Below are 22,110 nucleotides of genomic sequence, written 5' to 3' on the forward strand. Positions count from 1 at the left end.
GGCCGAGGTGAGCCGCTTCTTGGCAACCGTGCGTGCCGCATAAGCAGCCTGCAAGCCACTCTCACCCTCATCGTCGTTGAGCTACAACCCCGCCCTCATCCGGTGGGGATTGTTTTTGAGCGGCCAAGCGGCTGTCCGAAGCTCCACAACACCCAACCCGCGAACGTCCGCTCCCAACGGAATAGCTGCCTCTGTGAGCCGAACGACCAAACTCGCTTATGGCGCAACTCAGACTTACAAGCTGAGCTGTTTCAACGTCCGCTACGGAGGAGGCGCCGGAGTCGGCCGAACGGCCGAAAAGGGCGCAATGCCGCATGGCTGATCCTGGCCGAAAGCGGCCCGACCGCTTTAAAACCTTTTCATGCGCAAAGCGGACGCGCCGTACCGTTGCATTCCAGATGGATCACGAAGACCGATTTTCCCACCGATGGAGTTCGGCGCGCTACGGTTTGCAGCAGCGGGGGAAGGGTTATGGAACGCCGGATCAGCTCAAGGCTGCGGAGTGCTCGCGTTCCGGCCACAACGTCACCTGAGAAGCGCGCCGAGGCTGTCGATCACCTGCACAGGCGCGAGGTCGGGATACTCCTCTGGCTGACGTGTGCGATTCACCCACACCGGCGTGAAGCCGTAGGCGGCCGCTCCAGCCACATCCCACCGATTTGACGACACGAACACGATCTCCCGTATATCGACTCCAAGCCGCTCGAGCGCGAGGTCGTAGGCGCGCGGACTGGTCTTGAAGACCCCGGCGGGGTCGACCGACAAAACCGCGTCGAGGTGATCGTGAAGCGCGGCGCTCCTGACCGCCATGTCGAGCATCGCCGTGTCGCCGTTGGACAGGATCGCGGTCTTGAGCCCTTGTGTCCGAAGTACGTCCAGGGTCGCGGGCACTTCCGGGTAGGCATCCAGTCTTCGGTAGGCTTCCAGAAGCGCCGGCCTCAAGGACGGGTCCACATTTGGATGACGGGCCAACGCGTAATCGAGCGCCCTCTCCGTCAATGTCCAGAATGTCATGTACCGGCCACACAGGGAGAGCACCCAGGAATACTCGAGTTGCTTCTGACGCCAGGTGTCCGACAACGGCTTCGCGTCGGGCCCAATCGAGCCGGCATGGCGCTGCACGGCGGAATGGACATCAAGCAAGGTGCCGTAGGCATCGAAGACGACGGCGCGGGCGCCGATCAGGATATCAGGCGTGGGCATCATGGCCTCCTGGATGAATGGGACTGAACTCAGACCGACCTGACCTCTCCGCCGTCCATCCGAAGCACGGTCCCGGTCATCCAATGCGCCGCCGGGGAGACGACGAACGCCACCACATCCGCGATCTCCTCCGCTGTCCCGAAGCGGGCGATTCCGGCCTGTCTCAGGAAGCCCCGTTTCGCGTCCTCGATGTCAATCTGCTTGGCCTCAGCGGCTCTCTGAAGCATCGCCGTGCGACGGTCGGTCATGATCGCGCCGGGCGACACGCAGTTGACCTGCACGTCATCCACGATGCCGCGTTCCGCGAACGCCTTAGCCAAGGCCTCTATGCACGCGTTGATCGCGCCCACAGCTGCTGCGCCCGCCCGCGGGATCACGGCGGCGTTGCCCGACATGAACACGACCGCGCCTTGAGACACGCTCAGGGCATTCCACGCCTGAACGGTGAGGCGCCGAGCTGCGTGAAGCTTGAGTTCCAAGCCCGCATGCCACTGCTCGTCCGTCATCTGAAAGACGTCCAGCCCGGGAACCGCGCCGGCGATGTTGACCAGCGCGTCGATGCGGCCGAACGCGGACAGCGTCTGTTCGGCGACTGTTGCCGCCGCGCCTGTTTCGGCAAGGTCGAGGTCGATCACGAGGGCCTCGGCTCTCGCTGCCCTCACGGCCGCGGCCGTCTCCTCGAGCTTGATGCGGTTCCGCGCTACCAGCACAAGCGCGGAGAAGTCTCGGGCCAAGCGCACGGCCGTGGCTCGACCGATGCCCTGGCTGGCCCCGGTCACGATGGCCGCCGTCTTCGTCATCTCGATATCCTCCGATCGGATCGGGCTCAGTGCACGACGACCATCTTGCCGGTGGCCGCACTGGCTTCCATCAGGCGGTGCGCCTCGTGGACCTCATCGAAGCCGAAGATGCGGACGGGCTTCACGTCGAGCCGCCCTGCAGCGGCGTCCTGAGCGATCTGCCCGAGCGGGACGTCGGCGAGCGGGAAGCCCGGCGTGCCGAACACGAAGCTGCCGAAGAAGGTCAGGTAGACGCCGCTCGCCATCTGCAGCAGCGGGTTGAAATCTGGGATCGGGGCGAGGCCGCCCAGCCAGCCGGCGAGGCACGAACGGCCGCCACGGCGGAGCATCGCGAGCGAGTCCAGGACGACGCTGTTGCCGACAAGATCCAGAACCGCATCGATCTGCTTCGCGTCGGAGATGTGCTTCGACAGGTCCGGCCGCTCGATCTCGCAGCGCTCGGCACCCAGCGCCTTCAGCTTGGCAAACCGATCGGGGTTGCGCGTCGTGGCGATGACGCGGGCGCCGGCGTTCACCGCCATCTTGAGGGCAGCCTGCCCGAACGACGAGGTCGCCCCGCGGATCAGCAGAAGCTGTCCCTTCTGGATATCGAGATTGCGGAACAGGCAGGTCCAGGCGGTGGCGTACGTCTCCGGGATGGCCGCGAGCTCAGCCCAGGGAAGGTCCGCCTCGATCAGTGCAACGTTGCCGACGGGAGCGCGCGTGACCTGGGCGTAGCTGCCATTGATGGTTCGCCCGAGGCCGCCCATCAGCGCCGCCACCTTGGCGCCGACCGGAAATTCGCCGCCGGGACACGACTTGACGATACCGACGCACTCGATGCCCGAGACTGGCGCCGCCTCGGCCCATTCGCCTCGGCGCATGTGCACTTCGGCGTGGTTGATGCCGAAGGCCTTGATCTCGATGACGACGTGCCCGGCCAACGGTTCAGGTTCGGGGATATCCCTGTAGGTCAGGACGTCGAGACCCCCGAAACCGTCCAGGACGATGGCACGCATGGCAGCTTCCCTGATTGCTGGGCGCCGTTCGGGCGCACGATGGGCGGAGCGGGACGCTTCGCGGCGTCCCAGCGTCGGGCTCAGGCGAGGAAGATGCGGATCGCCGAAGCGATCTCGGCGGCGTGGGTCTCGAGCGCGAAGTGGCCGGTGTCGAGGAAGGTCACCTGCGCATCCGGGATGTCGCGCCGGTACGCCTCGGCTCCTGCCGGCAGGAAGAACGGGTCATTGCGGCCCCAGATCGCCAGGAGGCGCGGCCTGTGGCTGCGGAAGTACTCTTGGAAGGCCGGATACAGGGCGACGTTGCTCTTGTAGTCGCCGAACAGATCGAGCTGCACCTCGTCGGCACCGGGACGGCCCAGGTAGTAGTTGTCGAGCGAGTAGCCGTCCGGCGAGACGCGGGTCGCATCGGCGACTCCGTGCGTGTATTGCCAGATCGTCGCCTCCGGCTTCAGGAAGTTGCGGAGAGCGTCGCGGTTGGCCTGCGACGGATCCTGCCAGTAGGCCCGGATGGGGTTCCAACCCTCGCTCAACCCTTCCTCGTAGGCGTTGCCGTTCTGCGAGATGATGCCGGTGATCCGCTCCGGATGCTTCGCGGCGATCCGGAAGCCGGTCGGTGCCCCGTAGTCGAAGACGTAGACTGCGAACCGGTCGAAGCCGATCACCTCGGTGAAGCGGTCGATCACCGAAGCGACGTTGTCGAAGCTGTAAGTAAAGCGATCCCGCGCCGGCATGTCTGACAGACCAAACCCGGGCAGATCCGGTGCCACGAGGTGGAAGCGGTCGCTCAGCAACGGGATGAGATCGCGGAACATGTGCCCCGCGCTCGGGAAACCATGGAGGAGGAGCAGCTTCGGTGCGTTGGGGCGGCCCGCCTCTCGGAAGGCGATCCTGAAGCCGTCGACGTCTGCTGAGCGATAGCGGATCTCGGACATGGCATTCCTCCCTGTAACCGCCTTGCATGCATTTTGGAGGTTATGAGAGACACCGAATAACCTGTCAACAGTTATCGAGACGGTTATGACGCTCGCGGGCGCCGAATGCGGAATCCAAGATGTCCTCGCGTTGCAGGCAAAGAGCCGCGGGATGGGATTGTTGGCCGCGATTTGCCTAACCGGAATGGTGCAACCTGTTAGGTTAGGCGCCATATGGGACGAGGCTGCCAGTGACTTTCAAGGCAATGGAATGGACCTTCACCACACGCCCGCGATCCTCGTGGCTGACGCGCCGGGCCTCGATTTCCTCAATTCGATCGCGACGCCTGTCGACACGCCCGTCGATTGGATCAGTGACGGCGAGGGCCTGCTGAACTGGCTGGAGCAGGCCGGCCTCCTATCAGAGGCAGCTGCCAGGGTCGTACGGGACCGTGCGACCTCGTGTGAACTCGACGACGTCGCAGCTCAGGCCCGTCAGCTGCGGGAGTGGTTCCGAGGCTTCGTCGACGAACGTAAAGGCCGGCCTCTCAGCTCCGAGGATCTATCCGACCTCAAGCCACTTAACAGGCTCCTCGAGCGGGATCAGAGCTTCAGTCAGATCGTCTTCGAGAACCATGACGGCGTCCCATGCCTGGAGTTGCGGACCGCGCGTCATTGGCGCACGCCGGACTCCCTGCTCCAGCCGATTGGCGAGGCCCTGGCCCGGCTCGTCTGCGATGAGGACTTCACGCACATCAAGGCGTGCGAGGGTCATAGCTGCACGTTGCTGTTTGCCGATCACACCCGCAGTCGAGCACGGCGATGGTGCAGCATGGCGGTTTGCGGCAACAGGGCGAAGCAGGCTGCCCACAGAAGCCGCCTCAGGCCCTAGCTGCAGACCTCGTTCGCGTCGCCCGGCGGACTGAGGAAACGATCCGCTTCCACAAGCGTGGTCCGACCTATGGTCGTCAGGGCTTCGGAGCTTCTGCACCGAACGAAGCGCGAAAGCGGAACGGCAGAGGTCCTTCAGCAGCTCGCATCCGGGTTTGCCGTAGGCTCAGCCAAAGCGCCCCTGAACCCAGCAGTGGGGCCCCCAGGGGCATTGTCAGATTAGGCCCTATGCGGCCGGTCGGCGAAAGTACCGTGCGCTTCACCAGAGTCGGGAACCGCGATCGCCCGCATCACGTCTTGCCGGAGTAAGTAGATCGAGACGACCAGCAGGATGAGATCCTTCAGGAGGAAGGCGGCGTTCATCGCCATGGCCGGAAATCCGCCGGCGCCGGCATCCCAGGCATCGGGCACGAACGGCAGGATCGTCAAAGTCGAGATGAATGTGGCCGTGGAACCGAGAGCGCCCAACACGCCCAGTTTCTTATTCCAGAAGCCCAGGAACAGCAGCGTGCCAAAGGTCCATTCGGACGCGCCGAGGAAAATGGCCGTACCGCGAATGCCGAGGATCTGAATCGTCCAAGAGGTGAACGGACCGTGCGTGATCAAGGGGAGAAGTCCCCTGATCTCGGCTTCGAACCATTTATCGTACCCGAACCAAGCGAAGATGACGACCATCGCGGCCCGGAGCAGGTGATAGTCGAGGTCGCGCCGGAGCAGGCCCGAGCCAGCCAGCTTGTCGATGAGGAAGTTCATGGTGCCCTCCGTAGGCGTTGCGTCCAGTTTGTCCTTCATATCGACGGAGCTTGCGACCTTGAATGCCTATATCAGTCTAAAATATGCTGAAAAGTCTCATAGCGGACTGGTTCGCAGCGTCGGCTGATCGGCGCAACCGGCTAATCGATCGGCCCGGCGATGTGACGAGTGCTGAGCTCGGGCGAGACAGCATCCTGGCCGCTACGCTGAGTCTCGATGCGTCCTACCGATCAGAGGGCAAGCTCCTGCGCCTTGATGTCGGCGATGGGACCGAGGAGGGCAGGATCGAACGGGATCAATTCCCGCACCGCACCGATGCGATTGGGTAAGTCCGGGTTCGCGAGCGCACCCTTGCCGAACGCCACGATGTCCGCCCCGGCCTCGACGACCTCCTGTGCCCTGGATGCATCGTGGAGCCCTCCGTTGGCGATCAACGCGAGGTTCGGGGCGAAGCGGCGGGCGAGGGCGACGAGACTGTCATGGCCGCCCTCGAAGGCTGGCTTCCACGCCTCATGATCAGTGACGTGGATGTAGTCCACGCCGGCGTCCGCGAGCGTGGCGAAGACCGCTTCCGCATCCCGATTGCGCCCAGCCCATTTGTGGGAGAAGTCGTTGACCTTGCCCTGCGAGATCCGGATACCGACCGGCACGTTCCCGCCGACCTTCGCGCGCACGGCCTTGAACACGGCTACCGCGAACGCGGCGCGCGCGCGGGCGCCGCCGCCCCAGCGGTCGCTTCGCCGGTTGGTGTGTTCCGTCAGGAATTGGTCGATGAGGTAGCCGTTCGCGCCGTGGATCTCGATCCCGTCGAAACCCGCAATGGCGACGGCACGCTCGGCGGAGGTGGCGAACCCGTCGATCACCTCGGCGATCTGCCCGTCCGTCATGGCGGACGGTGCCGGGTAGGCGCCCCTGCCGTAATAAAATTCCATCTGGCTGCCTAGGGGCTGGACGGCCGAGGGGCCGACGGTGCCGTCGCGGAAGCGATTGCCTTGGCTGATCGCGCCCGCATGCATCAGCTGCGCGAAGAAGCGGGCGCCGTGCCGGTGGGCAGCCTTGACGACCGGTCGCCAAGCGCGCGCCTGCGCCGCGTCGGTGATGCCCGGCTGATCACGGTAGCCCTGCGCGAACGCCTGGTCCGTGTAGATGCCCTCGGTGATCAGCAGGCCGAAACCGCCCCGGGCGAAGCGCTCGTAGTAGCGGGCCATCCTCTCCGTCGCGGTACCGTCCTCGTTCGCGCTCACGCGGGTCATCGGGGCGACCGCGAACCGGTTGCGGAGGGAGAGGCCGTTTATATCGGCGGCCGTGAAGAGGGGGCCTGCGCTCGTGCTCATGATGATCCGACCCTGCCATACGACACGCCGGTCCCCGCGGAAGTGCCCGGCTGAGCGCGCGTGTCTTGTTTCGATGAACGGAAGCTAGATTTGCCGCCGTCCACGCGGTAGCGAGGTCGGACGTTAAGGATCTTATCGCATGGTGATATGCTGATGGATCTGTCGAACGTCGCCCTCTTCTGCTCCATCGTCTCGGCCGGAAGCCTGTCGGCCGCGGGCCGACTATCGGGTCATTCGCCGATGGCGGTCAGCCGCCGCCTGGCTGCTCTGGAAGAGGAGCTCGGGGTTCGCCTCCTCCATCGCACGACCCGGACGATCGCCCTGACGGCGGACGGCGAGACGTTCCTCCCGCTCGCCCAATCCATGCTCGACGCGAAGGCCGCCGCCATGGCGGCTTTCTCGGAGCGCCAAGAAGGCCTGAGCGGCGTCCTGCGCGTGACCGCGCCCAACCGGATCGGGCGCGCACTCGTCGTGCCGCAGGCAGTTCGGCTGATGGCCGAGAATCCCCTGCTGCACGTGGATCTGATCTTCAGCGACAGGATCGTGGACATCGCGGCATCCGGGATCGACGTCGCGCTGAGGGTCGCCACGTTGCAAGCATCCGAGCTGGTCGCCGTGAAGCTGGCCAACAACCCGCGCATCCTCTGCGCCGCGCCGAGCTACCTCGCGGAACACGGATGCCCCGAACGGCTCGTCGACATCGACGAGCATACCTGTCTGACGCTGCACGCGATGGACGCGTGGCCGTTCACCCAGGGCGGGAAACCCATCGCGAAGCGGATCGACGGCCGCTTGGCGGCCAACAGCGTCGATACGGTTCGCGGCGCCTGCGTTGCTGGCGCCGGTGTCGCGCTCCTGACTTACTGGGACGTGGCACGGGACCTGGCCGACGGGAGGCTCGTCGTGGTCACCCTGGAGGTCGCCGAGCCCGAACTGCTCGCCATCTGGGCGATGCTGCCGACCCGGCAGCACACGCCCGCTCGGGTGCGCAGGTTTCTCGATCTCATGAAAGAAGAGCTGGCCGCCCGTCCACGGTCCTGAGCAGCGCCGGAAGCGGTTTACAGGCCTCGTGCGAGCTGATTAGTGCGGAAAACAGGCGGTATTCCGCCCTATCGTTCCAAACCCGTAGGTCCGCCATGGCAACACCCGAGGACTGGCTGAGCCGCCTGCTCGCGCTTGTCCCCGTCCGCGGACGCCTCGACATCTACTGTACCTATGGTGCCCCCTGGCGCATCGACCAAGCGCGCGCGGAAGTCGGCGAGATGGCCTATCACGCCCTCGTCGCCGGATCGGCCGTGCTTGAGGACCCAACGGGTGGCCCGCCGCTACGCCTCTCGGCCGGGGACATCCTGCTGCTCCCGCGGCGGGAGGCGCACGTCCTCCACGATGGCAGCGGAGCCCTTGCGACGCCGGCGCACACGCGGACGGCTTCCAACCTGCTGATCAGCGAGAACGCGGGTGCGGGCGAGCGGCTCGACATGCTCTGCGGGCACTTCATGCTCGCGCGCCCCCAGGAATGCTTGCTGCGGGATTACCTGCCGCCGCGGCTCGTGGTGCGAACGGCCGACTCGGCCGCGTCCGGGACGTCATCCGGAACCCGGGACGTGCTGACCGGCCTCGTGTCGCTCATGCGCCATGAGGCGGTGTCCGATGGCCTGGGCGGCCGGGCCATGCTGGATGCGCTCTCCACGGCGCTGTTCACGCTGACGCTACGTCTGGCCAGCGAAGCCCGGGAAACGCCGGTCGGCTTGCTGGCCCTGGCGGGCCATGCCCGCCTGGCTCCGGCCCTGTCGGCCATGTTCAACGAGCCGGGCCGCTCGTGGACGCTGCCCAAGCTGGCGCGCCTCTGCAACATGTCGAGGGCGACCGTGGCGCGGCAGTTCCAGGAGAGACTGGGCCAGTCCGCCAGCGAGCTGTTGACGAACATCCGCATGACCCTGGCGGCGAACGAGTTGCGGAAGCCGTCCGCGAGCACGGGTGCGGTTGCGGAGACGGTCGGGTACCAGTCCGAAGCCGCCTTCCAGCGCGCCTTCAAGCAGCGCATGGGCGTCACCCCGGCGCAGTGGCGCCGGGGCACACAATCCGCGGAACTTGCCTTCCCGTCACTCCCATCGTGAGGACCGCGTCGCTACGGGGATTGCGGCGGCACGCCCGCGAAGAGTGGACCAAGCCCCTCTGCCATCGTCGGGTGCGCCAGGACGGCGTCCCGTAGCCGCTGGTAGGGCAGTCCCGCCAGCATCGCCGTCTGCGCCACCGCCAGGACCTCGCCGGCCTCGGAGCCGATCATGGTGAAGCCCAGGATGCGGTCGTCGTCCCCGACCAGGGCCTTCATGAAGCCCTGAGTCTCACCCGTCGTCTGCGTCCGCAGCACGGCGCTCATCGGCAGCCGCGCCACCCGGACAGACACGCCTTGGCGCTGCGCCTCGCGCTCGTTCAGCCCGACGCGGGCGAGCGGTGGCTCGGTGAACATGTTGGCCGGGACCAAGCGGTCCTGCGTGCTACGCTGGCCCCCCGCGAGATTGTCCCGGATGATCCGGAAGTCGTCGACGGAGACGTGGGTGAATTGCGGGCTGCCGGCCGCCTCGCCGAGCGCCCATACCCCGGGCGCGCTGGTCTCCAGACGCTCGTTCACGCGGATGTAGCCTCGGTCGGTCAACGTGACGCCCGCCTCTTCCAGCCCGATTCCTTGAGTGTTGGGCGAACGCCCGGCGGCGACGAGGATGTGGCTCCCGTCGATGGTCTGTTCGCCGGCGCCTGTGCGCACGGTAAGGCTGACCGCCTGACCGGAATGGCCCGTGACGCTCAGGGTCTCGGCGTGCGTGACGACCGTAATGCCCTCGGCCGTCAGGATGTCCCGCATCTCGGTAGCGACGTCGGCATCCTCGTTGCTCAGGAGCTGAGGCCGGGCCTGGAGGATGGTCACGCGGCTCCCGAAGCGACCCAGGGCCTGCGCCATCTCCAGGCCGACGTAGCCGCCACCCAGCACGATCAGGTGCGAGGGCACGGCATCGAGCTCCAAGGTCTCGATGTGGGTGAGAGGAGCGGCCTCCGCGAGCCCGGGAATGGCCGGGATGGTCGCGTGCGTTCCCACGTTGAGGAACACTTGGTCGCCCGTCAGCACGCGTGTGCCGCCATCGTTGAGCCGCACCTCCAGGGTCTTCGGGGCGACGAAGCGCCCGCTGCCCATGCTCAGGTCGACGCCGGCTTCGTGGTATGCCTTGAGGTGGAACGCAACCTCACCCTCGACCATCGCTCGCTTGCGTTGCCGGACCGCCTCCATGTCGGTCGTGACCGGGCCGGTGATGGTCCCGAAACGCGCGGCGTGGCGCACGAGGTGCGCGACCTTGGCGCTCCAGATCTCGTTCTTGCTGGGCAGACAGGCGATGTTGGGGCACGAGCCTCCGACCCAGCGGCGCTCGACGACGGCGACCCGCCGACCGGCGCGCCCCAGATGCCAAGCCAGCAGCTTGCCGCCTTGGCCGCTGCCGAGGATCAGCACGTCGAAGTGTTCCGGCTGGGATGCGGCTCGTGCCTCCGCATTCCTTGCCTGCTCGTGCCCCGGACGTGTGTCGAGTGACGGGTCAGTCGCGCTCATGGTCGCAGCTCCGGAAATAAGCGTACGCAAAGGTCTGCCTCGGTGGAGGCGGGCGAGAACGCGTTCCGGCAATCCGGCTGACACCTCCGGCTGCGGTCGCGCTAGCATTCGTCGGATCAGCAGCGACTGCAAATCGTGGTACTGATGAGCTGATCCAGGCGACGACTTTGAGCGTCGAGACCCGTGGTCGTGCCGGCGCGCCAATCCAGTGCTGCACCCGGCGGCTTGGTCTGGCCGACGGAGCTCACGCGCCGAAAACCTGTCGTCGTGTGGAGCGGTGGCAGCTGGACCGGCTTCGAGGCGGCGGCCGACTCCGACATGAAGTGCTCTGCCGCTGCCGGCGTTACCGCCGTGCTGATGAGGACGAGAGTGGCGACGGCAGCGGAGACCAGTCTCGACGAAGTGGTGCGGCCAGTGGCTCGGTTGGATGAGAAAGCCGTATGGAACATGTGACGCTCCTTCGCTTCGGCTGCGAACGTAAGGTCACAGTACGGCCCGAAAACGATATCATTAATGCTACCTTGGCACCATTTGATGCTCCATCATCTCAAAAATGGCCGTCACTTTTCGAACCTGTCGCTCTTTGTGGGAGCATCATCGGCAATGCGGGGCGCCGCGCGAACAGTGTCGGCTTTGGCCTGTTGGCTTTGACTCGGCCGTCGGTGTTACCGTGGGGAATCCCGGCTGGCGGCATGTCGGATTTGCCGAATAGAGAACAGCATTGACGCCAATCAGACCCCAAGCTGGGCCGCTGTACCGTCCGCTTCGGAGACGCTCTCCAAGTCGTTTGGATGGCCGAAATGGGCGCGAAGCCGAAGGTCCGTTTCCCGGCTCGGAGCCAAGGTCCGGTAGTGGCGCAATCCGGCCCTCGAGCCGAGCCGTTGCAATGGCTGCTTTCGGTCTGCCGGGACGGCGGCGAGTACGAGCGTTATGGGCACGAAGCCGGCATTTGCATCCCGGTGCATGCCGGATGCAGCCATCATCGCTTGGTGACGAGGATCGCGTGGACCATCAGCGGCGTCAGCAGGCATCGGGGCTCGGCAACGATACGCTGACGCAGGGCCGCCTCAAGGCGCGCGGCAAACTCTTGGCGGAACTCAGGGCTGCGACTTTCGTCGAGCGCCGCAAACAGGGACGGCTGAAATGGTGCCTGGAAGAACCGCACATAGCGCTCCGCCAGCGCGTCCCGATCACCGTTCGCTTGATAGGCAGTCCAGAACGGATCAGGAAGCCTGCTGAGGTTCTCTGCCTCCACAACCAAGCCCGCAAACGCACCATCGCCGAATGGTGCGCGCACCTCTGACGGGTGACGCTCGTACTGCAGGATGACCATGCGGGAGAGTTCCGCCGGTTGCAGAAAGCCCGTCTCCGTCAATAGCTCCAACTCCGCCTGGGCCCATCCCATCAGGACTGAAAACGATGTCGTCTCCGCCTCCTCCAGAGCCGGCTGGACGACAACCAGGCGCCCACCTGTTCTCAGCTCACAGGCCCTGCGCGAGAGGAATGTTCGCCAGTCGCTCGCAGCCTGTTGCGCAAAGTGGGCGCGCACGCCGGGCGGCGTCAGGCGCGTCCAGATGTGGCCGGGCTCCGGGACCGGATTGGCGCTGAGCCAATGCGCGGCAAACGAACTCCAACCCAGCGTGACCGATGCAGACGGAAGGATCTGTTCGTAAAACGAGCGCCCGATCGCCGAGGCGAAGATCGGATGATCCAAGTTCAGGTAGCTCTCTTGGCTGTCCCTCAAAAGCACGAACAGCGAGGTGAAGTCGTTCTCGGGCTGGTCCGTGTGCACGACGGAGATCGGGATTTCGCTGTCGGCGCGCTCGCGCAGCCTTTCGATCGCGATGCGCAGGGGCGATAGTGAGTTGCGCCCTTGGGCGCACCCGAAGTCGGCGATGGTCAGAGGTGGCTCGAGCGATTGCAGCGCATCGACGGCTTGAGAGAGCAGACCAAGGCCGATTGCGCCACCGCAGGCTTGCAGTTGCGCGTGCTGGTTGTAGAAGCCGCCCCCCTGCATGGGAGCAGCGTGACCCAGGCCTGATTCTTTGGAGGTCATGGTCACCTCGGCGGCAATCAGCCGAGCAATAACGTTGCTTCCCAGCCTTGAGACAAGTTCAGACAGCAGCGGCGTGTTGTTCGTACCGTTCCACGATTATTTCCATGCTGACGCTGGCGCGGGCCGTGGTGCGGAGCAGCCAACCGGATGGACAGGGCTCATCGCGTTGCGACTGTCCCGCATTGCGAGCTGGATCCGCCCTCCGCTCAACGCATAGAGATGAAGGTTCACTCGTGCAGCGAAGCGGAACGACCGAAGGTGGCCGAAAGCTGAATGACGGCTTTCAGCGTTCAAACCAAAGAAGCGGACCTTCAGCGCGATCCCATCCAAAGCCTCATCACGACCCCTTCCGGACCTTCCGCCTTGTCGCAGAGAGGGTCTGCTATTGAGGAAGAAGCCAACACGGCAACGGCGGCTGTAATGTCATGCGCAGTTGATCAAGCGAATTTGCAGCGGGACAGCCTTCCAGTCCGCGGTCGCCTGATTCGCACTCGCGCCGAGGAAAATCGCAGTTAATGATGCAATACTTCCACAGCTCAGCAGCTAGCAGCCGAGATCCTTAATATATCTCATTGCAGTCAAGATGTCACCCATTTGTCATGTGGCGTCTTTAATCCCGGTCTAGTTCACAAAATTTTCTTGAGGCGATGATGTCCGACGCAGCTCTGGCCCCGAGCGGAACAGTAAGCCATGCGCCAACCGGCAAGCCTCGCCTTGACCACGGCATCCACCCGAGCGGCGTCATCGCCTTCTTACTCGTCCTCGTCGCCGGACTTGGCTACGCGGTCGTCAGCCTGGTCGCCGACATGAACGCTGTCCACCAGGAGCCCCTGGCCGTTGGCGCCTTCGTGCTTCTCGGCCTCGCGCTCCTGATCGCGCTGGGCTTCGAATTCGTGAACGGCTTCCACGACACCGCCAACGCGGTCGCCACCGTGATCTACACCCACTCGATGCCGCCTCTCGTCGCGGTGATCTGGTCGGGCGCCTTCAACTTCCTGGGCGTCCTGCTCTCATCGGGAGCGGTCGCCTACGCCATCGTGACCCTGCTGCCCGTCGAACTGATCCTGCAGGTCGGCTCAGGCGCGGGCTACGCCATGATCTTCGCCCTGCTGCTCGCCGCCATCATCTGGAATCTTGGCACCTGGGCCCTCGGCTTACCGAACTCCTCCTCGCATGCCTTGATTGGCTCGGTTCTCGGCGTCGGTCTCGCCAACCAATTCATGGGCGGCCAGGACGGCACCTCGGGCGTCGACTGGAACCAGGCGCTCGGCGTGTTCAGGGCGCTGGCCTTCAGCCCGGTCTGTGGGTTCGTGCTTGCCGCGCTCTTGTTGCTGGCCCTCAAGTTCACGGTCCGCCGTAAGGACCTGTACGAAGCTCCGAAGGGCGACACGCCGCCCCCGCTCTGGATCCGTGGCCTGTTGATCCTGACCTGCACCCTCGTCTCCTTCTTCCACGGCGGCAACGACGGGCAGAAGGGCATGGGCCTGATCATGCTCATCCTGATCGGCGCGGCGCCCACCGCCTACGCGCTGAACCGAACGATGACGGCGGATGCGACGCCGGCCTTCGTGCAGAACTCGCAGGCTGCCAGCACCTTGTTCGCCGCTCGTGCCGACGGAACGGTGCAGCCTGATGCGGCCCAGGCTCGCAAGACGGTCGCCGGTGCGCTGAAGGCGAAGGAGCTGAACAGGCCGGAGGTGTTTGGCGCCTTGGCTGCCTTATCGGCGGACATCGCGGACGTGGTGAAGAACTACGGTTCGATCCGTCAGGTCCCCGCAGGTGCGACTTCCAACGTGCGTAACGACATGTACCTCGCCTCCGACGCGATCCGTCTGCTGCCGAAATCCGGCGCGGCCTTCTCGGAGACTGAGGCCAAGACGCTCAAGGGCTACACGGAGCTCCTGAACGCCGGCACCCGCTACATTCCCGACTGGGTGAAGGTTTGCGTCGCGCTGGCGCTCGGCCTCGGCACCATGGTCGGCTGGAAGCGGATTGTGGTCACCGTCGGCGAGAAGATTGGCAAGACTCACCTGACCTACGCGCAGGGCGCCTCGGCCGAGATCGTGGCGGCCGGGACGATCGGGCTCGCCGAGCTCTACGGCTTGCCGGTCTCGACCACGCACATCCTCTCGTCCGGCGTGGCCGGCACCATGGCGGCGAATGGCTCGGGCCTGCAGCTCTCCACCGTACGCAACATGGCGCTGGCGTGGGTCACGACGCTGCCGGCCGCGATCCTGATTGCCGGCACGCTGTTCTTCATCCTGCGTCACGTGTTCTGAAGCAGGATGGCTGCTCCCACCGCGCCGGTCCGGCTGCTGTGCGACGAGCCGGCGCTGCCGGGCCTGCTCTGGGCCATGCGCTTCGACGAGAGCGGCTGCGGGCACCTCGTCGGACGCGACGAGGACCTGACCGCTCCCGGACGCTTCGGCGAGGGTTTCACCTGGCTGCACTTCAACCTGAATGACGCGCGGCTCGCCGACCTCGTGGCCGAGGGTCGGCTCGGTCCACGGTATTTAACGGCGGCTGCCTTCGCCAGCGATCCGCACCAGCGCCTCATGGTCGAGGACGGCCATATCGGCGGCGTCGTGGCCGATCTCGTCCGCGAGGCCGGCGAGCCCACCAAGGTCGATGCGGGCGGGCGCCTGCATTTCGTGATGGGATCGCGCCTCCTCGCGAGCGGCCGGCGCCACCCCGTTGTCGGGCCCGACCTTGCCCGCGATGCTGCTGCCGGGGGGGCAGAGCATCCTCGCACCTGTCCAGCTGCTCGAAGGCATCGTCGACCATGTGGTGACCGCGATGGCCAAGACCGGCGGTCGCCTGGCCGACGAACTCGACGAGATCGAGGACCACATCCTCGACGAGCGGGTGCGCGGTGAGCGCCGGCGGCTCGGGCCGATCCGCCGGGACGCGGTGCGCCTGCACCGTCAGCTCTTGGGACTTCGCGCGGTGTTCCACCGCCTCGAAACAGCTGCCGGTGACGAGCAGGTACCAGCAGCCGCCATCGCCGCGGCGGCCCGCGTCGCACAGCGACTCGATGCGCTCGACCGGGACATGGTGATGCTCGCCGACCGCAGCCGGCTGATGCAGGAGGAATTGGCCTCCTACCTCGCGCAAGCCTCGAACCGTCAGCTCTACACCCTGTCGGTGCTGACCGCCCTGTTCCTGCCGCCGACCCTCGTGACGGGTCTGTTCGGCATGAACACCAAGGGCCTGCCGCTCGCCGAGAACGACAGCGGCTCGTCGATCGCCATCGCGGTCGCCGTCGTCTCGGCGCTCGCTGCCTTCGCGCTGATCCGCGGGCTCGGCATCCGGCCGCCGCGGGACTGAGCGGCGGCCTCAGTAGCGGATCGTGGCGCGCAGGCCGAACACGGTGGCGTTGCGGATCCTGGCGCCGTCCGGATCGCGCGGGTTAGGAATGCCGCCGCCGGGCTTGAACACGTACTGGATGCTGGGCTGCAGGGCGATGCCCGGCCCGAGCACCGCCTGGTAGGTGGCTTCCACCACCGCCTCCATGCTGCGCCGAGGACGCGGCCCATCGCCGAGGGCGGCCGCCTCGACGTCGAGTCGGTGCGCGGCACGCGCGATGCGGGCGTAGCCCACTGCCAACCCCATCGTGTCGTCCGAGCGACCGGGGAAGAGGCCTCGGTAGGCGATGCCGCCATCCAGGTAGAGATCGATCAGGTTGCGGTCGCCCGGCGAGCCCGAAGCGCGCAGGAACACGCTGGCGCCGTCATTCGGGTCATTCGGTTCGCGGTAGATAGTCTGGTCGATCAGGCCGTAGACGCCACTGTCACCGCGCAGCCGACGGCCGAGGCCCGAACTCGCCGGGTCAGCCAGGGAGCGCCCATTCGTGTCATGGCCGAGCGCGTTGAACCGGCCGAAATGATGCCAGCCGCCCAGCGTCACCGTGCCGGGCTCACCCTTGGCGCCCGGCTCGATGTTGTAGGCGTAGGACACCTCCGCGATCGCGAGCGCCGGATCAGACAAGGGGAAGCGGGTGCCAGTGCGGTTGCGCCGCTGGGGATCGGGCTCGCGCCCGAACCGGTCGGGCCCGCCTGGATCACCGTCGTAGAGGCCGGCCTGGAACGACAGATTGGCGCTGGGCACAACCTTCACGCGCACGCCCGGCGAGGCGAGCGGATAAGAGGGACCGCCACCCTGGATATCGGTCGCCAGAATTGCGGGCCAGCCGAACGACCCGTTGGTGAACAGGATACCGGTCTGGCTCACCATGTACTCGGTGTCGGTGGCGAGCTGTCCAACGCGCACGGCGACGCGGCCATCGAACAGGCTCTGCTCGAACCACAGCTCGTTGAGGCGGGTGGACGACAGGGCCTCGATGTCGCTAACGGTCAGCAGATTGCCGACGAAGGAGCGCGACGCGCCGGTGCCGTGGATCTGGTAGAAGGTCGTGTGAAGCGCTCCACCCTGCCAGCCTGCCAGGATATCAAGGTCGACGTCGACATCGACATCCACCAGCCCGAGCGTCGCGGTGCCTCGCCACATGCCACCGCGCACGGTGTGAACGGCTTCAGTAAAGTAGATCAAGTCGTAGTTGATGCCGCGCGTGCGCAGGAAGGCTCGGAACCCGCCCGGATCTCCGGCCGGTCCCAGCAGCTCCTCGATCGAGGTCGTCACCTCCGCCGAGCGCCGAGCCGAGAAAACCGGCTGAGCGACAGAGGTCTGAGGATCGCCGCCCGCGCCCGCGTCGGAGCCGATGGCTACCCCCTCGGCGGCGACGCGCGTGGCCTCGCTGAGAACGTCAAGCGTCGGTTGCGCAATGGCCGCGGAGCTCGACGCAAGCAGTGCTGCAAGCCCAACGTATCGCCGTCCTAACGCGCAGAAGCTGCGTGGCATCCTGGCGTCTGCACCCCTCATGTCAGTTCTGCGCGCCCAGCCATGAAAACTCAGGATGCTCCTGTCATGCCTGCAGCGTCACGGCTCTTCGGGATGTGGAAAAAGAGCCTGTGGGGTGGAGCCGGCGGCGCATCCGCTGACCACCCATCTCATGCGCGTCGCCCGACCTTCTCAGTAACGGGACGGCACGTACATCTCGGCCGGGACCGGCCCGCGTACGTAGTCGGCGTGGCGCTCACGCGGCGGCAGCTGGACGGGTGGGTGTTCGACCTCCCCGTAGGGGATCTGTTCCAAGAGGTGGCTGATACAGTTCAGGCGCGCGCTCTTCTTGTTCACGGCCTCGACCACCCACCAGGGCGCCTCGGGGATGTGGGTGCGCGCCAGCATGTCCTCCTTCGCCTTCGTGTAATCTTCCCAGCGGCGGCGCGATTCAACGTCCATCGGCGAGAGCTTCCACTGCTTGAGTGGATCCTCGATCCGCATGCGGAAGCGAAGTTCCTGCTCGGCATCCGTGATCGAGAACCAGTACTTCAGCAGCACGATGCCCGAGCGCACCAGCATGCGCTCGAACTCTGGCACCGAGCGGAAGAACTCCTCGACATCGGCCTCGCTGCAGAAGCCCATGACCCGCTCGACACCGGTTCGGTTGTACCAGGAGCGGTCGAACAGCACGATCTCGCCGCAAGCCGGCAGGTGGGCGACGTAGCGCTGGAAGTACCACTGGCTGCGCTCGCGCTCGCTTGGGGCGGGCAGGGCGGCCACCCGGCAGACGCGTGGGTTGAGGCGCTGAGTGACGCGCTTAATCACGCCGCCCTTGCCGGCCGAGTCGCGGCCTTCAAACAGCACCACCACCCGCAGCTTCCGGTCCTGTATCCAGTCCTGAAGCTGCACCAGCTCGTGCTGCAGCCGCAGCAGCTCGCGGAAGTAGATCTTGCGGCTCAGGCCATCCGGTCGCGCCTCGTCGGAACGCGCCTCAAGACGCTCCAGGCGCTCATCTTCGAGCTCCAGCTCGAACTCCTCGTCGTAGCTGTCGGCGAGCTCGCGGCGGATCGCCTCAATGTCGGCATCGTGAGGCGTGCGTTCGTCAGGCATCATCGTCACCACCTCGAAGGTGCATGGAGGGTCGGTGATAGGATCAGGCTTCCATGACAAGCCTGAGAAGCATGGGCCAACTTGCCGGACTCGGTCGGCGCTATCGAAGCTCTCCGCCTGCCATGTCCCTGTCTATGCTCTTCGGTGCCGCCAGGATCCCTACCTTGTGATGGAACGCGCTCGGGTTTGATCCGGAGCCTCCCTCGGCGCGTTGCTGATCCGAAACCGCAGCGCGCACCAGTGTGGGCGTGTTGTGGCCATCATGGCAGCAGGAAGGACTGGATGACCGGACCGCGCGAGATTGAGCTGAAGCTGGAATGCGAGCCCTCCGACCTCACCACGTTGCAGAGCCACCCGCTCCTGCAGGAGGCTTCCGAGCAGGGCGAGGCGGATCTGGAATCGGTTTACTTCGACACGACCGACCAGAGCCTGCGCCAGGCCGGGCTCGGGCTGCGGGTGCGCCGGAGCGGCGAGCGCTTCATCCAGACCCTCAAGGCCGGGGGTGATGGCCTCTTCGACCGGCCCGAATGGGAGCAGGAGGTTGCCGGTCCGCAGCCGGACCTCGGGGTCTTGGCCGACACGCCCCTCGCCAAGGTGCTCGCCCGCAAGGACGCCCTGCAGCCTCTGTTCACCACCGCCGTGACGCGGCGCAGGTACCTGGTCGAGCAGGGCCGATCCCGCATCGAGGTTGCCCTCGACACAGGCCGGATCACGGCGCCGGTTGCGGGCGACAGGACCATTCCGATCTGCGAGGTGGAGCTGGAGCTGAAGGACGGCGTGGCCGGCGACGTGTTCGCCCTGGCCCATGCGGTCGCCTCTCTCATCCCGCTACGCCTTGGGGTCCGCAGCAAGGCCGAGCGCGGCTACGTGCTGGCTTCAAGCGAACTCGACCGTGTGCGCAAGGCCGAGCCTGTGCCGCTGCGCGAGGACATGAGCGCGGCCGAGGCGTTCCAGGCCGTGTCACATGCCTGCTTGCGCCACATGCGGCTGAACGAAGACATTCTGCTGCTGGGCCGCGACGCGAACGCCCTGCATCAGGTGCGCGTCGCGATCCGGCGATTGCGCTCGGCCTTCTCGCTGTTCGGAGACCTCATCGACGATCCGCAAGGTGCCCGCCTCCGGGTTGAGCTGAAGCGGATGACGGAGCCGCTGGGCCATGCCCGCAACCTCGACGTCTTCCTTGCCACCACGCTGCCGGCAGAGCGCGAGCGGCACCCGGACGAGCCCGGGCTGCTCAACCTGGAGACGCAGCTCGAAGGCCGGCGCACACAAGCCTACGAGTCCATCCGGACGCTGCTGCAGTCGGCGGAATGGCGCGCGCTGCTGCTCGATCTCGTCGGCTGGATCAACGCCGGCCCCTGGCTCGGAGACGAGGCCGAAGAGCGTGTGACACTGCGCGAGGAGGCCGCACGTGAGTTTGCGGCGCGTGAACTCGATCGACGCCGACGTCAGGTGAAGCGGCGCGGCCGCGATCTCGACGTACTCAGCCCAGTGGACCGGCACCAAGTACGCATCGCCGCCAAAAAATTGCGCTACGGGGCCGAGTTCTTCGCCGGTCTCTACCCGGCCAAGAAGGCGGTGAAGCGTCACGTCACCTTCGTCAAAGCGCTCTCCGAGCTGCAGGATCACCTCGGTGCCCTCAACGACATCGCCACGGGCCATGAGGTCGTGCGGAACATCGCGGGGGAGCATGCGGGTGCCTCGGCCCTGTTCGCGGCAGGCATCACGGCCGCCGACCTTGAGGCACGCACGCGCAAGCTCCTGGCGGCCGCCGCCGACGCACACAAGGATCTGGTCGATGCCAAGCCGTTCTGGCGGTAGCTGACCGGCTCTCCCACCATATGACCGTTTCGTGAACCTCCCGACGCGCCTGCCGATTATCCTGGCACTGCGTCAGTGGAGGTCGGTCATGATCATCCGTAGCGTTGGTGAACTAGTGCGTGGTCGGTCCCTCCACGCCATCGACGTTGCGGCCACAGTTACAGAGGTGTGCCGGAGGTTGCGCGAGCATCACGTCGGCGCGCTCGCCGTCACGGAGGGGGGCGGCCTCATCGGCATCATCAGCGAGCGCGACGTGATCGCCCGGGTCATCGCGGTCGAGCTGGACCCGCAACTCACGCCGGTCCGGGCTGTGATGACATCAGATCCGCAGACGATCGACGTCGAGGAATGCTTGGCCGACGCGCTCCAGAAGATGCTCGACGGCCACTTCCGGCACCTGCCCGTGATGCAGGAGGCGCAGGTCATGGGCATGATCTCCATGCGGGACATCCCGACCGAGTACCGGCTCATGCGCCAGCGCTACGAGCAAATGCGAGCTCAGGACGAAGTTGCGGGATAGCTCTCAGTCTGTTCAAGCAACTAACAGACGAGGCGCATGTTTCGAGATATACAGTAAGATCCCACTTGGTCGCATCGTGCCCAAATACAGCACATAATGATATTTTCGTGGCAATAGCTCCTTGACGCAATAAGCTGTGGCTCTTCCTGTCGTCCATCACGTGAGGAGGCGCGCATGAGCGGACTGGATGGGGTCGCACGGACCATCACGACGTTGGCGACGCCGGACATAAAGCCAAAGGACCTCCTGGCAGCGGTTCGTCGGCACCACCCTGAAGCCTCCAAGAAGCAGGTCAGTCGGGCTGCCTTCACGGCCATGATCCTCACTGCCGAAATCGACCCGGACCAGGCGCGGCGCGTGCAGGAGCTGGCTTCGCGCGGCGATGACGGCACCGAAGAGATGGGCACTGAGGCCGTGTCAGCCGTTGAGCCGCCGCGCAAGAACCGCAAAGGCCGCCGCAAGGCCGCTTAGGTGTCCCTGTCCTCCGGGCCGCTGCGTAGCCGACGGACCCGCTCTTCCAGGTCGCTCGCGACGTCACCATAGAGCTCGAACCGGCGGCGGTAGATCGCGCGCTTGTCGTCACCCTTGGCGGTCTTCAGCCGCTCGGCGGCCCGCTGCGCCTTCGCTTGGAACTTGGCAACCAGCTTGTGAACGGCGGCCACAATCTTGGCCTCCGTTTCCGCAGCGTCCTGTGCGGCCTTCTTGAATTTCTCGGTCTTGGCCATGGCCATCCTCAATAGGAGCGTATCGGGCAGAGCGGGGAGAGGGTTGGCCGCGCCCATCCCGCCGCTGCTGCAAAAAAACCTCGGGTAGGATGACAACCGCAACGACCCAACCATAGCATTCAGTATGCCGAGGTGTGTGACAGCTCTGGCTGAGGAATGCCGCGACCTGTCGGGAAGGTCTGCTCATGCCTGCAGAGCGGACCTGCTGCTGCACAGGGATAAACGTCGGCTCTTGGCGCAACTCAGACTTACAAGCTGAGCTGCTGCAACGTCCGCTACGGAGGAGGCGCCGGGGCCGGCTGAACGGCCGTAATGGGCGCAATGCCGAATTACTGAGCCTGGCCGGAAGCTGCCTGTCCGCTTCTGAGCACCAACTGGCAAAAAGCGGACGTCACTGTTGAGGCTGGCGCCGACCCAACTGAGACTTTCTTTGCAGCATTGAAGGAAGCAAGCAGGCGCGCTGCTCTGATCTGCGCAGAGGCAGACTTATAGGCCGGCGCACCGTGTCGGATGTCATCGCGGCCGAGCACCACCGGCGGGATCGCCTGAGGACA

At 65.7% G+C, this 22,110-nt stretch carries 21 protein-coding genes; 9 read left to right on the forward strand and 12 right to left on the reverse strand.

The window, feature by feature from the left end:
* Nucleotides 1-525: 525 nt before the first annotated feature.
* From WDW90_RS15730 to WDW90_RS15745, 4 genes are all read right to left on the reverse strand, one after another.
* Nucleotides 526-1,206 (reverse strand): haloacid dehalogenase type II, encoded by a 681-nt coding sequence (locus WDW90_RS15730; RefSeq protein ID WP_336488343.1) that lies wholly within the window; start codon nt 1,204-1,206, stop codon nt 526-528.
* A gap of 26 nt (nt 1,207-1,232) precedes the next feature.
* The gene (locus WDW90_RS15735) at nt 1,233-2,003 is read right to left on the reverse strand and encodes an SDR family oxidoreductase (protein WP_336488344.1); all 771 of its coding nucleotides are present in this window, start codon (nt 2,001-2,003) and stop codon (nt 1,233-1,235) included.
* A gap of 26 nt (nt 2,004-2,029) precedes the next feature.
* On the reverse strand, nt 2,030-3,001 hold the full coding sequence (locus WDW90_RS15740) for a zinc-binding alcohol dehydrogenase family protein (protein ID WP_336488345.1): 972 nt from the start codon (nt 2,999-3,001) through the stop codon (nt 2,030-2,032).
* 80 nt (nt 3,002-3,081) lie between these two features.
* A complete protein-coding gene (locus WDW90_RS15745; protein ID WP_336488346.1) occupies nt 3,082-3,933 on the reverse strand; it encodes an alpha/beta fold hydrolase in 852 nt (283 codons plus the stop codon).
* A 250-nt stretch (nt 3,934-4,183) separates the two neighbouring features.
* Here WDW90_RS15745 and WDW90_RS15750 point away from each other — a divergent pair, with 250 nt between their 5' ends.
* The gene (locus WDW90_RS15750) at nt 4,184-4,804 is read left to right on the forward strand and encodes a CGNR zinc finger domain-containing protein (protein WP_336488415.1); all 621 of its coding nucleotides are present in this window, start codon (nt 4,184-4,186) and stop codon (nt 4,802-4,804) included.
* A gap of 218 nt (nt 4,805-5,022) precedes the next feature.
* Here WDW90_RS15750 and WDW90_RS15755 read toward each other — a convergent pair whose 3' ends face one another.
* Together WDW90_RS15755 and WDW90_RS15760 are read right to left on the reverse strand one after the other, a co-directional pair.
* Nucleotides 5,023-5,556: a YkgB family protein gene (locus WDW90_RS15755; RefSeq protein WP_336488347.1), complete on the reverse strand. Its 534-nt coding sequence runs from the start codon at nt 5,554-5,556 to the stop codon at nt 5,023-5,025.
* Between the two features lie 230 nt (nt 5,557-5,786).
* Nucleotides 5,787-6,890 (reverse strand): NADH:flavin oxidoreductase, encoded by a 1,104-nt coding sequence (locus WDW90_RS15760; protein WP_336488348.1) that lies wholly within the window; start codon nt 6,888-6,890, stop codon nt 5,787-5,789.
* Nucleotides 6,891-7,043: 153 nt separating this feature from the next.
* Between WDW90_RS15760 and WDW90_RS15765 the strand changes: the two genes are divergently transcribed.
* Both WDW90_RS15765 and WDW90_RS15770 read left to right on the forward strand, forming a co-directional pair.
* The gene (locus tag WDW90_RS15765) at nt 7,044-7,931 is read left to right on the forward strand and encodes a LysR family transcriptional regulator (protein ID WP_336488349.1); all 888 of its coding nucleotides are present in this window, start codon (nt 7,044-7,046) and stop codon (nt 7,929-7,931) included.
* 95 nt (nt 7,932-8,026) lie between these two features.
* Entirely contained in the window at nt 8,027-9,007 is a 981-nt protein-coding gene (locus WDW90_RS15770) for an AraC family transcriptional regulator (protein ID WP_336488350.1), read from the forward strand.
* A gap of 11 nt (nt 9,008-9,018) precedes the next feature.
* Here WDW90_RS15770 and WDW90_RS15775 read toward each other — a convergent pair whose 3' ends face one another.
* Complete coding sequence (locus WDW90_RS15775; protein WP_336488351.1) at nt 9,019-10,485, reverse strand: FAD-dependent oxidoreductase; 1,467 nt, start codon at nt 10,483-10,485, stop codon at nt 9,019-9,021.
* A gap of 440 nt (nt 10,486-10,925) precedes the next feature.
* Between WDW90_RS15775 and WDW90_RS15780 the strand changes: the two genes are divergently transcribed.
* Entirely contained in the window at nt 10,926-11,210 is a 285-nt protein-coding gene (locus tag WDW90_RS15780) for a hypothetical protein (protein WP_336488352.1), read from the forward strand.
* A gap of 254 nt (nt 11,211-11,464) precedes the next feature.
* On the opposite strand, the gene WDW90_RS15785 is transcribed toward WDW90_RS15780, so the two are convergent.
* Nucleotides 11,465-12,541 carry a class I SAM-dependent methyltransferase gene (locus WDW90_RS15785; RefSeq protein ID WP_336488353.1) on the reverse strand — a complete coding sequence of 359 codons (1,077 nt, stop codon included), beginning with the start codon at nt 12,539-12,541 and terminating at the stop codon, nt 11,465-11,467.
* 650 nt (nt 12,542-13,191) lie between these two features.
* Between WDW90_RS15785 and WDW90_RS15790 the strand changes: the two genes are divergently transcribed.
* Nucleotides 13,192-14,820 carry an inorganic phosphate transporter gene (locus WDW90_RS15790; RefSeq protein WP_336488416.1) on the forward strand — a complete coding sequence of 543 codons (1,629 nt, stop codon included), beginning with the start codon at nt 13,192-13,194 and terminating at the stop codon, nt 14,818-14,820.
* A 234-nt stretch (nt 14,821-15,054) separates the two neighbouring features.
* Here the strand turns inward: WDW90_RS15790 and WDW90_RS15795 are convergent, their stop codons facing one another.
* Nucleotides 15,055-15,285: a hypothetical protein gene (locus WDW90_RS15795; RefSeq protein WP_336488354.1), complete on the reverse strand. Its 231-nt coding sequence runs from the start codon at nt 15,283-15,285 to the stop codon at nt 15,055-15,057.
* Here WDW90_RS15795 and WDW90_RS15800 point away from each other — a divergent pair.
* Nucleotides 15,260-15,868 carry a CorA family divalent cation transporter gene (locus WDW90_RS15800; RefSeq protein ID WP_336488355.1) on the forward strand — a complete coding sequence of 203 codons (609 nt, stop codon included), beginning with the start codon at nt 15,260-15,262 and terminating at the stop codon, nt 15,866-15,868. The genes WDW90_RS15795 and WDW90_RS15800 overlap by 26 nt on opposite strands.
* A gap of 9 nt (nt 15,869-15,877) precedes the next feature.
* Here the strand turns inward: WDW90_RS15800 and WDW90_RS15805 are convergent, their stop codons facing one another.
* Both WDW90_RS15805 and ppk2 read right to left on the reverse strand, forming a co-directional pair.
* Entirely contained in the window at nt 15,878-17,398 is a 1,521-nt protein-coding gene (locus tag WDW90_RS15805) for a carbohydrate porin (protein ID WP_431311047.1), read from the reverse strand.
* 171 nt (nt 17,399-17,569) lie between these two features.
* A complete protein-coding gene (ppk2, locus tag WDW90_RS15810) occupies nt 17,570-18,493 on the reverse strand; it encodes a polyphosphate kinase 2 (protein WP_336488357.1) in 924 nt (307 codons plus the stop codon).
* A 279-nt stretch (nt 18,494-18,772) separates the two neighbouring features.
* Between ppk2 and WDW90_RS15815 the strand changes: the two genes are divergently transcribed.
* From WDW90_RS15815 to WDW90_RS15825, 3 genes are all read left to right on the forward strand, one after another.
* Nucleotides 18,773-20,311: a CYTH and CHAD domain-containing protein gene (locus WDW90_RS15815; RefSeq protein ID WP_336488358.1), complete on the forward strand. Its 1,539-nt coding sequence runs from the start codon at nt 18,773-18,775 to the stop codon at nt 20,309-20,311.
* A gap of 178 nt (nt 20,312-20,489) precedes the next feature.
* Nucleotides 20,490-20,831: a CBS domain-containing protein gene (locus tag WDW90_RS15820; protein ID WP_336488359.1), complete on the forward strand. Its 342-nt coding sequence runs from the start codon at nt 20,490-20,492 to the stop codon at nt 20,829-20,831.
* Nucleotides 20,832-21,005: 174 nt separating this feature from the next.
* A complete protein-coding gene (locus WDW90_RS15825) occupies nt 21,006-21,302 on the forward strand; it encodes a hypothetical protein (protein ID WP_336488360.1) in 297 nt (98 codons plus the stop codon).
* Here the strand turns inward: WDW90_RS15825 and WDW90_RS15830 are convergent.
* The gene (locus WDW90_RS15830; RefSeq protein WP_336488361.1) at nt 21,299-21,556 is read right to left on the reverse strand and encodes a hypothetical protein; all 258 of its coding nucleotides are present in this window, start codon (nt 21,554-21,556) and stop codon (nt 21,299-21,301) included. The two genes, WDW90_RS15825 and WDW90_RS15830, sit on opposite strands and share 4 nt — an antisense overlap.
* Between the last annotated feature and the right edge of the window lie 554 nt (nt 21,557-22,110).

It is taken from the genome of Methylobacterium nigriterrae, assembly GCF_037106235.1.
In the GTDB taxonomy this organism is placed as follows: domain Bacteria; phylum Pseudomonadota; class Alphaproteobacteria; order Rhizobiales; family Beijerinckiaceae; genus Methylobacterium; species Methylobacterium nigriterrae.

Bases quoted from the DNA above. Each gene is read 5' to 3' on its own strand.
- WDW90_RS15730 (WP_336488343.1), bottom strand. From the start codon at position 1,206: ATGATGCCCACGCCTGATATCCTGATCGGCGCCCGCGCCGTCGTCTTC.
- WDW90_RS15735 (WP_336488344.1), bottom strand. From the start codon at position 2,003: ATGACGAAGACGGCGGCCATCGTGACCGGGGCCAGCCAGGGCATCGGT.
- WDW90_RS15740 (WP_336488345.1), bottom strand. From the start codon at position 3,001: ATGCGTGCCATCGTCCTGGACGGTTTCGGGGGTCTCGACGTCCTGACC.
- WDW90_RS15745 (WP_336488346.1), bottom strand. From the start codon at position 3,933: ATGTCCGAGATCCGCTATCGCTCAGCAGACGTCGACGGCTTCAGGATC.
- WDW90_RS15750 (WP_336488415.1), top strand. From the start codon at position 4,184: ATGGACCTTCACCACACGCCCGCGATCCTCGTGGCTGACGCGCCGGGC.
- WDW90_RS15755 (WP_336488347.1), bottom strand. From the start codon at position 5,556: ATGAACTTCCTCATCGACAAGCTGGCTGGCTCGGGCCTGCTCCGGCGC.
- WDW90_RS15760 (WP_336488348.1), bottom strand. From the start codon at position 6,890: ATGAGCACGAGCGCAGGCCCCCTCTTCACGGCCGCCGATATAAACGGC.
- WDW90_RS15765 (WP_336488349.1), top strand. From the start codon at position 7,044: ATGGATCTGTCGAACGTCGCCCTCTTCTGCTCCATCGTCTCGGCCGGA.
- WDW90_RS15770 (WP_336488350.1), top strand. From the start codon at position 8,027: ATGGCAACACCCGAGGACTGGCTGAGCCGCCTGCTCGCGCTTGTCCCC.
- WDW90_RS15775 (WP_336488351.1), bottom strand. From the start codon at position 10,485: ATGAGCGCGACTGACCCGTCACTCGACACACGTCCGGGGCACGAGCAG.
- WDW90_RS15780 (WP_336488352.1), top strand. From the start codon at position 10,926: ATGGAACATGTGACGCTCCTTCGCTTCGGCTGCGAACGTAAGGTCACA.
- WDW90_RS15785 (WP_336488353.1), bottom strand. From the start codon at position 12,541: ATGACCTCCAAAGAATCAGGCCTGGGTCACGCTGCTCCCATGCAGGGG.
- WDW90_RS15790 (WP_336488416.1), top strand. From the start codon at position 13,192: ATGTCCGACGCAGCTCTGGCCCCGAGCGGAACAGTAAGCCATGCGCCA.
- WDW90_RS15800 (WP_336488355.1), top strand. From the start codon at position 15,260: ATGCTGCTGCCGGGGGGGCAGAGCATCCTCGCACCTGTCCAGCTGCTC.
- WDW90_RS15795 (WP_336488354.1), bottom strand. From the start codon at position 15,285: ATGCTCTGCCCCCCCGGCAGCAGCATCGCGGGCAAGGTCGGGCCCGAC.
- WDW90_RS15805 (WP_431311047.1), bottom strand. From the start codon at position 17,398: ATGCCACGCAGCTTCTGCGCGTTAGGACGGCGATACGTTGGGCTTGCA.
- ppk2 (WP_336488357.1), bottom strand. From the start codon at position 18,493: ATGATGCCTGACGAACGCACGCCTCACGATGCCGACATTGAGGCGATC.
- WDW90_RS15815 (WP_336488358.1), top strand. From the start codon at position 18,773: ATGACCGGACCGCGCGAGATTGAGCTGAAGCTGGAATGCGAGCCCTCC.
- WDW90_RS15825 (WP_336488360.1), top strand. From the start codon at position 21,006: ATGAGCGGACTGGATGGGGTCGCACGGACCATCACGACGTTGGCGACG.
- WDW90_RS15830 (WP_336488361.1), bottom strand. From the start codon at position 21,556: ATGGCCAAGACCGAGAAATTCAAGAAGGCCGCACAGGACGCTGCGGAA.